Source organism: Arthrobacter sp. Y3221087 (genome assembly GCF_059089905.1).
The window spans coordinates 18,664-27,570 of the sequence record NZ_JBNHFE010000012.1 but is presented as its reverse complement, the minus strand read 5'-3'; the positions used below and the strand labels follow the sequence as shown (position 1 = coordinate 27,570).

Sequence of the window (8,907 nt, the reverse complement as noted above, 5' to 3'; positions counted from 1 at the left end):
GGTACCTGCAGTGGGGCGGGGTGCTCTTCGTGGGCGCCGTCGCTGTAGGCGGGACCCTGCTGTACCGCCTGAAGATCCGCCACCAGACAGGTGTCCTGGCAGAGCATGCCGCCGCAGCCCGGCCCGCCGCAGACGTCCGCGATCCGGATGCTCCGTCGGAACCCCAACTGGTAACAGCGCCCCTCTCCAACCCCTAGCACCAACCAACCCATGGCAAAGGTATGACGGGCGTCCCCTCCACCACTCGGCGGAGGGGGCGCCCGCAGGCATTTCCCGGCCAGATGGACCTAACATGTCCCACATGAAGGTTGCCCGAGAGGCCCGCTCCGCTGCCGTGATCATCAACTCCCGATCACGCCGGGGGGCCGCCGCGCGCGAACTGGCGGTGGATGCCCTGCACAAGGCAGGCGTGCCGGTCTCCGCCGTGCATCACGTGCATTCGGGGGCCGAGCTGGCCGGGACGCTGGACCGGGTGGTTGCGGACGGGCATGACCTGGTGGTCGTGGGTGGCGGCGACGGGACGGTTTCCTACGCCGCCGGCCGGATTGCCGGTACAGAAGTGATCCTCGGAGTCCTTCCGCTGGGCACCGCCAACGACCTCGCCCGCACCCTGGAGATCCCGGACAACCTGGCGCCGGCGTGTGCCGCCGTCGCGGACGGGAAGGTGGTGGACATCGACCTCGGACGGGCAAACGGCCAGCCATTCCTCAACGTCGCCTCCGCCGGCCTGTCCGTCCGGGTCACTGAGGCACTCAGCCCCGGCCTGAAACGGCGCCTCGGGCCGCTGGCGTACGGCATTGCCACCCTTCGTGCATATGCCCGGCACGAGCCGTTCCGCGCCCGGCTTGAGTTCCCGGACGGGGACCACGAGCCATTGCAGCTCGAGGGCCTGCTCCAGGTGGCCGTCGGCAACGGCAGGCACTACGGCGGTGGCAACACGGTTTCTCCCACGGCCGGGATCGATGACCACATCCTCGACATCTACGCCATCCTGGCAGCACCGCTTCGGGAGCATGTGAAGATCGCACGGCAGCTCCGGGATGGAAGCTTCGTTGAGCATGACCGGGTGTACCACCTGACCAGCCGGTCCGTCCGGCTGGTCACAGAACCGCCGATGCCGGTGAACCTCGACGGCGAGATTGCGGCCGTCACCCCCGCCGACTTCACCATCCAGCGGAACGCGGTCCACGTCGTGGTGCCGCAGGCCAGCAAGGGCGCCATGTTCGACGGACCGCCCGCCCCGCCGGTGCTCCCGGCCTAAAAAGCCTCAGGCAGCCTTCACCAGCGGGAGCTCGTCCCAGTGCGTTGTGTACCGGGGGGACTGCATGCCGCGCTTGATGGACCAGTCCACGCCGCCTTTGATGCCGCCGTGGCCGAGCCCGATGGAGCCGCGCCCGAAGCGGCGGCTGACGTCCTCCAGGAGCGGGCCGATGCCGCGTTCTTCATGCCGGTTCTCGAAGGGCTCCAGGGGAGACTGGTTTCCGGTGGGGCGCAGGTCCGTGAGCATGAGTCCGGCCTTGGCGTACTTCAACCCGTCGCGGATGAGGGGCAGCAGGGCATGGGTGGCCTTGGTCAGCAGGAGCGGATCCGCCGTGGGCATGGGAAGGGACAGGCACACGGAAGGGTAGGCCTGTTCGTGCTGCCTGAACGGGGAAGTGGCCGCGAACGCCGTCAGGACTTTCGCCTGCAGGCCGTGCTTTGCGAGCCGGGCGCTCGCCTGCTGGCCATAGATGCTGAGCACCTGCCGCATGCCGTCAACGGTGGTGACCGGCGTGGAGAAGGAGCGGGAAAAGATGAGCTGGTCCCGGCCAAGGCGCTCCTCCTCCATGGGAATGCAGGGGATGCCACGCAGCTCCAGCACCGTTCGCATCAGCACCACCGAGAACTTGTCGCGGATGACTACAGGGTCCGCGCGGACCAGGTCCAGCACCGTGAAGATGCCCAGGACATTCAGGCGCTTGGTCAGCCGGGCCGCGATGCCCCACACCTCGTCCACGGGGAGCCGGCCCAGCACGGCCTCCCGAACCGGTGCCGGTACGGCCTCCCAGTGGCACACCCCGCCGAAGGAGGCGTTGTTCTTCGCCCACTTGTTGCACAGCTTGGCCAGCGTCTTGGTGGGTGCTATCCCCACGCAGACCGGGACACCCACGTTCCGCCGGACCGCGGCCTTCATGGTCCGGCCGAGCGCCAGCAGCTCTTCGGGCCGGCCCTTCACGCCCAGGAAGGCCTCGTCGATGCTGTAGACCTCCAGCCACGCCGAATGCCTGCCGAGAAGCTCCATGACCCGGGCGCTGATATCGCCGTACAGCTCGTAGTTGCTGGACTTCGCCACCAGGCCCCACTCCTTTGCCCGGGGCGCGAGCTTGAACCAGGGATCGCCGGTCTTGATTCCCAGCGCCTTCGCCTCCGCGGAGCGGGTTACCGCGCAGCCGTCGTTGTTTGACAGCACGATCAGCGGACGTCCTTCAAGCGAGGGATCGAATGCGCGCTCGGCCGAGGCGTAAAAGCAGTTCACGTCCACGTGGGCGATCTGCGGCATCTGCCGCATCAGGACCGGTTTGGGCATGGCCCTCCTTCCACAATCGGCAGGTCAAACATGGTGCAGGCACCTGGTGGCCACGCCCCACACGGTCAGCTCGGATAACGCGGGGACCCGGATGTCCGGGTACTTCGGGTTCTCCGCCTGCAGCACCACCCCCGTGGACGTGATGCGCAGCCGCTTGACCGTCAGCTCTCCATCCAGCACGGCGACCACCACCGAACCGTCCTTGGGCTCAAGGGCCCGGTTGACGATTAGTTCGTCGCCGTCGCTGATGCCGGCGCCCTCCATCGAGTCCCCGGTCACGCGCACCACGAACGTGCTGGTGATGTCCTTGATCAGGTGCGCGTTCAGGTCGATCCGGCCATCGAAGTAGTCCTGCGCGGGCGACGGGAAGCCGGCCGCAACGGCGACAGGAGAGATCAGGACCGACAGGTACGAGGCGCCCGCATGTATCACACGGGGACCAACTATAACGCCCACAACACACCCCTATTCGAAAATATGTTCGATTAGTTCAGTGTAGCGCCGCGGGCTGACAAGCGGACCTCCGGCTGCAGGAATCATCCCGCCGGCCGGCGCCACGTAGACTTGCAGGATGCGGTTGGTGGCAAGCGATATCGACGGAACGATCCTCGGGCACGACGGAAAAATCAGCGACCGCACCGTCCGCGCCTTCCACGCCTGCCGGGACGCCGGCGTCGAACTCGTCTTCGTGACCGGACGGCCGCCCCGCTGGCTGCATCCGCTCCAGGACCAGCTGGGCCATACCGGGACGGTCATCTGCTCCAACGGGGCGGTGGTCTGGGACCTCGAAACGGACAAGCTGGTTTCGGCCCGCACGCTTAGCATCGCCGCGGTGCTGGAAATCCGCCGCATCATCAAGGACCTCCGCCCGGCTGCACTGTTCGCCGCGGAAACGCTCACCGGCTTCCACCTCGAGCCCGGGTTCATCGAAAACGAGTCAAGCGAACTCCTGTCGCAGTTCACCCCGGCGCCGCTGCGGGAAACCCTGGTTGACGATGACAGCGTGGTGAAGTTCCTCGCCATCGTCCGGGACGGCACTCCGGACGAGTTCCTTGCCGAGGTGCGCCCCGCCGTCGAACACCTCGCCGCCGCCACGCACTCCTCGCCGGGCGTGCCCATGCTGGAACTGTCCCTGCCCGGCGTGAACAAGGCCGTCACCCTGGCCGAGTACGCACGGGCGCTGGGCATTGACGCCTCCGACGTGGTGGCCTTCGGTGACATGCCCAACGACATCGAGATGCTCCGCTGGGCGGGCCACGGCTATGCCATGGCCAGCGGCCACCCAGAGGCGATCGCCGCGGCAGGGCAGCGGGCACCGCATTTTGACGACGACGGCGTGGCCCAGGTTTTGGAGGTGCGGCTTGCTTCGCTGGGTGCGCCGCGTTCGTGATTTCCGCGCCCGCCGCTGTTTTCTCAGCTGGCGCTCACCTCGCGTTCACCTTTGCTCCGTAGCGTGAACCCCGGAGAGCAAGCTCCTCTCCTGCAGGCTGAAGGGGTAGGGATGGCACGGAATACCAAGCGGGACATCGCCGATGCACCATTGCGCAGGGCAACGCCTGCGCCGCACTGGAAGAAGCTGCGGCAGGGCGACCGTGTCCGGGTCCTGCTGACCCCCGGGTTCGAAGCCGGAGGCGTGGTGGACGCGGTCACGCCGGACAACACCGTGGTGTGGATCAATCTCGACGGCGGCCGCGGCCGCACGCTGCTGCACTGCGGCGACGGCGTCGAGATCCTGCCGCACGAAGACTGACCCGGGCGTCCGCCAGCGGCCCGGCCTGCTCCGGTACGCTCACTTTGTGACCCTGCCGTTCTTCGCCAACCCGGATGCCGCCGGCAACCAGCTGCCCATCGCCATGGCCCACCGTGGCTTCTCCCTTGAAGGGCTGGAGAACACAAGGGCCGCCTTCCGGGCAGCCGTCGACCTCGGCTACCGCTACCTGGAAACGGATGTCCACACCACGTCCGACGGCGTGCTGCTCCTCTTCCACGATGACACGCTGGACCGGGTGACGGACGGCCGGGGCAGGGTTTCGGAGTTGACGGCCGGCGAAGTTGCCAGGGTGCGCATCGGTGGCCGCGAGCCCGTCCCGACGTTTGACGGACTGGTCCCGGAACTGCCGGGCATCCGGTTCAACCTGGACGTCAAGGACTGGGGCTCAGTCACCAGCACCGCGGCCGCCATTGAGCGCCACCGGGTGCATGACCGGGTGCTGGTCACCAGCTTTTCGGACCGGCGGCGGCGGGCGGTGCTGAAGCGGCTCAGCCGCCCGGTTGCGGCCTCGGCCGGGGTTGCGTCGATCGCCCTATTCACTTTCCTGGGGCCGGTGGTGCCGGGGCCTGCGTTCCGGTGGTTGATGCGCCGGGTCCTGTCCGGCGTCCACGCACTGCAGGTTCCGGCGCGCCGCGGCCGCATTGAAGTTGTCACCCCCGGATTTGTCCGCCGGGCGCACGGCCTTGGCCTGGCGGTACACGTCTGGACCATCAACGAACCCGCCGAGATGCGCCGCCTGCTGGACCTGGGTGTGGACGGCCTGGTCACCGACCGCGCCGACCTGCTCAGGGAGGTGCTTACGGAAAGAGGCGGGTGGCCGCCGGGGCCACCCGCCTGATCCCATGTTCGGCCGGTGCTAGCCCCGGCCCGTGCTGGTGGACGGGTCCTGGTCGCCTTCCGTCGGGTCGGCGCGCAGCTCGTCCGGGTTGCTGTCCGGCAGTCCCCCCGCAACGCCGCTGGGGCCGCCGCCTCCTGCCGCCCCCGCTCCACCCGGGGCGGCTGCACTGCCTGTCAGCCCGTCGTCGCCCGTTCCACGGCCGGCTTCAGCACGGTCATTGTTCGTTTCGTCAATATCCCCGCCAAAGGGGTTCTCGGAGACCGGACCGGGCGCCGGCCCGGTCTTCAAGCCCGGTGCCTTCTCCTTTTCAGCCTCCATGGCGTTGGACCCCTCGCTGATGGAGGAGTGGACCTCCACGTCGTCATTGGGGTCCGTGGGGTCGGGAACGTTCATCTTTTCGGTGGGCTTTGATGTACCCGCCAGGTCCTCCATGGCGTTCTCCGCTGCCTTGCCGATGCTGTCGCCGATTCCCATCTCTGTTCCTCCTGACATCGTGTGTGCCGGACGCCCCAGCGGCCGCCCAGCCCTACCCCTCCAGAATTATCAGCATGCTTACAATTAGTCCAGAGCTGGGGCGAAGAACCACGGCCGGGAAGGAAGGACACGCACCATGAGCAGCTACCATCCGGAAAATGATCCGGCCAATCCTGACCAGCCGGGCAAGGGCAACCATGGCACCGAGGCAGCCCGAGGCAGGGATTCGGCGGGCTCAGCGAACCCGGATCCCGCCGAAGGCAATGTCACGGGCCTGGAGCCGGGCGGGGGAGTACCGCCCGGTGAGACGCCCCCGGCCGAGGACCAGATGAGCGGCGACCAGGGCCACGACGAATAGGGCGCACAACAAAACAGTGGACCGGCCGCACTCATGCCGGCCGGTCCACTGTCTGAAGATTCACCTCAGGAGGCGTCTTTTCCCTGTGAATTGGGCGTGGCCTGTTCGGGCCCCACAAGCTGCCGGTTCAGGCCGTCCGCGTCCAGCCGGGTGTTCCAGGAACCCCAGTCTTTCGGCCGGACCGACGGGCGTCCCAGCAGGTAGCCCTGGCCGGCGTCGATCCCCAGTTCTGTCAGGACCTTCAATTCCCCCACCGTTTCGATGCCCTCCGCTACGAGGGTGGTGCCGATCTGCTGGCCGAAATCCACCAGGCAGGCGGTCAGCGCGCGCTGCAGGCCGTCATTGTCCACGTCCCCGATCACATCGCGCCCCACCTTGAGGAAGTCAGGGCGCAGGTGCACCATGCGGCTCAGGGCGCCGGCGCCGGAGTGGGTGTCGTCGACAGCGATCCGCAGGCCTTGGTCACGCAGCGGGTTGATGGCGGCGATGAACTGCGCATACTCCTCATCCGGAATGGTCTCTGTGAGCTCGAGGACAATCCGGTTGACGGGAAGATCAATGTGCTCGAACAGTTCCGGCAGCCGCGGGTCCAGGCAGGACGTGGGGGAGATGTTCAGGGACACGAACAGGTGCGGCGGAAGGTCCCTGGCGGCCGCTGCGGCCGAGCCGAGCGCCGAGAACTCCAGGTTGGCGCCCAGGCCCACAGCGGCGGCCTCCGCGAACCACAGTTCGGCCGCGGCGCCGTCGTCACTGACGAAGCGCGATAGCGCCTCCACGCCCACCACATTTTTGTCGCTGAGCCCATAGATCGGCTGGAAGGCCGTCATCAGCATCTGGTTCTCAAGCAGCGCGCTGATCCGCGACATGCTGCGGATGGCATCGATCTGCTCGGCGAGTTTGGGCGGGATGGCGGCGGGAGTGAGGCGCATTTCCCGTGCGGTTTCCAGCGTTTCCACGGTATTGGCATCGCTGCGCCGCGTTTCAAGAAGGTATTCCAGCAGGGCCCGCTCGGGCACTCCCGGATTCTCGTCGAGGCTGTTGCTAAGGCGCTGCCGGACGGCCGCGCCGGACGGATCTGTCTCCGCCAGTACCGCGGCAATAATTCCCCATGCCTGTACACGAACCGACATTAGCTACGCCCCCAGTTGACGAAGTAATGACCCAGTGGCCCAATTTATTTTCAATTTCTAAACGCCTTTAATTCCGGTGCTTCTGTGAATCCCCAGCTCAAGCGGCAAGGAAAACCAGACACCGCAGGATGATCGTATATCGGCAGCACCAAAAAACGCAGTGGTTTGCGGGAGTTTTAGGACTAATTCGGGTACCCTGCGGTAACTTCCGGTGCTAGGGATTGGCGCCTTCGGGCTGGTCGGCCAGGAGCAGCGGGATCTGGTCGGGCGGCACCGGCCTGCTGAAGTAGTAGCCCTGCGCGCTCAGGCAGCCCAGCCCCCGCAGGATCTCGGCCTGCTCCGCGGTTTCCACGCCCTCCCAGACAGCCTCCAGCCCGCACGCGCGGACCAGCTGCAGGACGGCTGCCACCAGCGCGGGCTGGCTCGGATCCGTGCCCAGGCCTGTGATCAGCGAACGGTCAACCTTCACGCGGTCCACCGGGAGCCGGCGCAGGTAGCTGATGGAGGAGTAACCGGTGCCGAAGTCATCGATTTCGATTCCCACCCCCAGGCCGCGCAGCCCGCCCAGCGAATAACGGTCCAGTTCGTTGCCCTTGACGATTGCCACCTCCGTCAGTTCCAGAACAACCTGCTGGGGCCGCACCCCCGTTTCCTTCAGCACATTCCGGACGTCCTCGATGAACTGCAAGCTCTGCAGGTCTGTAGCGGAAATGTTGATGCGGATGGAGAACCGGTTATCCACCAGCGAAGCTGCAACCCACGACCGGAGCTGGTGCACTGCCGTCCGGAGCACCCAAAGGCCAAGCTCGGAGATCAGCCCGGCTTCCTCGGCCAGCGGTACGAACTCATCCGGCATGATGAACCCGCGGGTGGGATGGTTCCAGCGGACCAGCGCCTCCACTCCCTCCACCCGCCCCGTGGCGAGCTCCACCACAGGCTGGTAGTGCAGCGTCAGTCCGTCGCTCTTGATTGCGGCGCGCAGGTCCTCCACAAGCTGGCTGCGGAGCCTGCGCATCAGCAGCAAGGCAGGCTCAAAGTGGTGCAGCCGGTTCTGCCCCTCCGCCTTGGAGGCATACATGGCGACGTCGGCCTCCATCAGCATGTCCTCGGGGGTCTGTCCCTCGCCGCCCGCGCTCAGGCCGATGCTGGCGCCGCAGCGCACGCTCCTGCCGGGCAGTTGGATGGGCTCCTTGAGGGCCGCGAGGATCCGGTGGCCCACCACCGTGGCCTGGTCCGGGGTGGCGGAGGGCATCACGATGGCGAACTCGTCCCCGCCCAGCCGCGCCACGACGTCGTCGGCGCGCACCGCGCCCCGGAGCCGTTCCCCAACGGTGATGAGGACCTGGTCGCCCGCCGTGTGGCCCATGCTGTCATTGATGGATTTGAAAGCGTCGAGGTCCATGAGGAGGAGCACCGGGCCCTCCCCGGGAGGTGTCCCCGACTCCAGTGCCGCCTCCAGCGCGTGGATCAGGGCAGAACGGTTGGCCAGGCCGGTGAGCGGGTCCTGCATGGCCATCTTCTGCATCTCAAGGTGTGCCTCGTGCAGGAGCTGTGTCCTCACCTGGACCCGCTGCTCAAGCTCTTCGTAGATGATCTGCAGGTCTTCAGCCAGCAGGTTGGTGCCAGTAATGATGGCGTCCAGCTCGTCCCGGGCGGGCGACACCTCGATCCGGGAGCTGAGGTCTCCCGATGCAAGCCGGACAATGCCTTCCAGCAGCTGGGAGAGCCGGGGATCGTTTTCGGCGAACATCAGGTTCCCTCCTTCCCCCG

At 66.9% G+C, this 8,907-nt stretch carries 10 protein-coding genes and 1 pseudogene; 6 read left to right on the top strand and 5 right to left on the bottom strand.

Annotated features, from left to right (window positions below; all coding sequences use genetic code 11):
- Both AC5RUO_RS19710 and AC5RUO_RS19705 read left to right on the top strand, forming a co-directional pair.
- Nucleotides 1-197 (top strand): annotated as a pseudogene (locus tag AC5RUO_RS19710) (amino acid permease); the annotation flags it as partial.
- A 104-nt stretch (nt 198-301) separates the two neighbouring features.
- Complete coding sequence (locus AC5RUO_RS19705; RefSeq protein ID WP_494104415.1) at nt 302-1,261, top strand: lipid kinase; 960 nt, start codon at nt 302-304, stop codon at nt 1,259-1,261.
- A 6-nt stretch (nt 1,262-1,267) separates the two neighbouring features.
- Here the strand turns inward: AC5RUO_RS19705 and AC5RUO_RS19700 are convergent, their stop codons facing one another.
- A complete protein-coding gene (locus AC5RUO_RS19700; protein ID WP_494104414.1) occupies nt 1,268-2,566 on the bottom strand; it encodes a Y-family DNA polymerase in 1,299 nt (432 codons plus the stop codon).
- A gap of 24 nt (nt 2,567-2,590) precedes the next feature.
- Nucleotides 2,591-3,022 (bottom strand): LexA family protein, encoded by a 432-nt coding sequence (locus AC5RUO_RS19695; protein ID WP_494104413.1) that lies wholly within the window; start codon nt 3,020-3,022, stop codon nt 2,591-2,593.
- A gap of 115 nt (nt 3,023-3,137) precedes the next feature.
- Between AC5RUO_RS19695 and AC5RUO_RS19690 the strand changes: the two genes are divergently transcribed.
- The 3 genes from AC5RUO_RS19690 (at nt 3,138) to AC5RUO_RS19680 (ending at nt 5,175) form a co-directional block, all read left to right on the top strand.
- The gene (locus AC5RUO_RS19690; RefSeq protein ID WP_494053744.1) at nt 3,138-3,956 is read left to right on the top strand and encodes an HAD family hydrolase; all 819 of its coding nucleotides are present in this window, start codon (nt 3,138-3,140) and stop codon (nt 3,954-3,956) included.
- A gap of 111 nt (nt 3,957-4,067) precedes the next feature.
- On the top strand, nt 4,068-4,316 hold the full coding sequence (locus tag AC5RUO_RS19685) for a hypothetical protein (protein WP_494011238.1): 249 nt from the start codon (nt 4,068-4,070) through the stop codon (nt 4,314-4,316).
- A 46-nt stretch (nt 4,317-4,362) separates the two neighbouring features.
- Nucleotides 4,363-5,175 (top strand): glycerophosphodiester phosphodiesterase family protein, encoded by an 813-nt coding sequence (locus AC5RUO_RS19680; RefSeq protein ID WP_494104412.1) that lies wholly within the window; start codon nt 4,363-4,365, stop codon nt 5,173-5,175.
- A gap of 18 nt (nt 5,176-5,193) precedes the next feature.
- Here AC5RUO_RS19680 and AC5RUO_RS19675 read toward each other — a convergent pair whose 3' ends face one another.
- Entirely contained in the window at nt 5,194-5,649 is a 456-nt protein-coding gene (locus tag AC5RUO_RS19675) for a hypothetical protein (RefSeq protein ID WP_494011236.1), read from the bottom strand.
- A gap of 136 nt (nt 5,650-5,785) precedes the next feature.
- Between AC5RUO_RS19675 and AC5RUO_RS19670 the strand changes: the two genes are divergently transcribed.
- The gene (locus tag AC5RUO_RS19670; RefSeq protein WP_494011235.1) at nt 5,786-6,007 is read left to right on the top strand and encodes a DUF6480 family protein; all 222 of its coding nucleotides are present in this window, start codon (nt 5,786-5,788) and stop codon (nt 6,005-6,007) included.
- 65 nt (nt 6,008-6,072) lie between these two features.
- Here AC5RUO_RS19670 and AC5RUO_RS19665 read toward each other — a convergent pair whose 3' ends face one another.
- Both AC5RUO_RS19665 and AC5RUO_RS19660 read right to left on the bottom strand, forming a co-directional pair.
- Complete coding sequence (locus AC5RUO_RS19665; RefSeq protein ID WP_494011234.1) at nt 6,073-7,137, bottom strand: EAL domain-containing protein; 1,065 nt, start codon at nt 7,135-7,137, stop codon at nt 6,073-6,075.
- A 214-nt stretch (nt 7,138-7,351) separates the two neighbouring features.
- Entirely contained in the window at nt 7,352-8,887 is a 1,536-nt protein-coding gene (locus tag AC5RUO_RS19660) for a putative bifunctional diguanylate cyclase/phosphodiesterase (RefSeq protein WP_494011233.1), read from the bottom strand.
- Nucleotides 8,888-8,907: the final 20 nt, after the last annotated feature.

Bases quoted from the DNA above. Each gene is read 5' to 3' on its own strand.
- AC5RUO_RS19705 (WP_494104415.1), top strand. From the start codon at position 302: ATGAAGGTTGCCCGAGAGGCCCGCTCCGCTGCCGTGATCATCAACTCC.
- AC5RUO_RS19700 (WP_494104414.1), bottom strand. From the start codon at position 2,566: ATGCCCAAACCGGTCCTGATGCGGCAGATGCCGCAGATCGCCCACGTG.
- AC5RUO_RS19690 (WP_494053744.1), top strand. From the start codon at position 3,138: ATGCGGTTGGTGGCAAGCGATATCGACGGAACGATCCTCGGGCACGAC.
- AC5RUO_RS19685 (WP_494011238.1), top strand. From the start codon at position 4,068: ATGGCACGGAATACCAAGCGGGACATCGCCGATGCACCATTGCGCAGG.
- AC5RUO_RS19675 (WP_494011236.1), bottom strand. From the start codon at position 5,649: ATGGGAATCGGCGACAGCATCGGCAAGGCAGCGGAGAACGCCATGGAG.
- AC5RUO_RS19670 (WP_494011235.1), top strand. From the start codon at position 5,786: ATGAGCAGCTACCATCCGGAAAATGATCCGGCCAATCCTGACCAGCCG.
- AC5RUO_RS19665 (WP_494011234.1), bottom strand. From the start codon at position 7,137: ATGTCGGTTCGTGTACAGGCATGGGGAATTATTGCCGCGGTACTGGCG.
- AC5RUO_RS19660 (WP_494011233.1), bottom strand. From the start codon at position 8,887: ATGTTCGCCGAAAACGATCCCCGGCTCTCCCAGCTGCTGGAAGGCATT.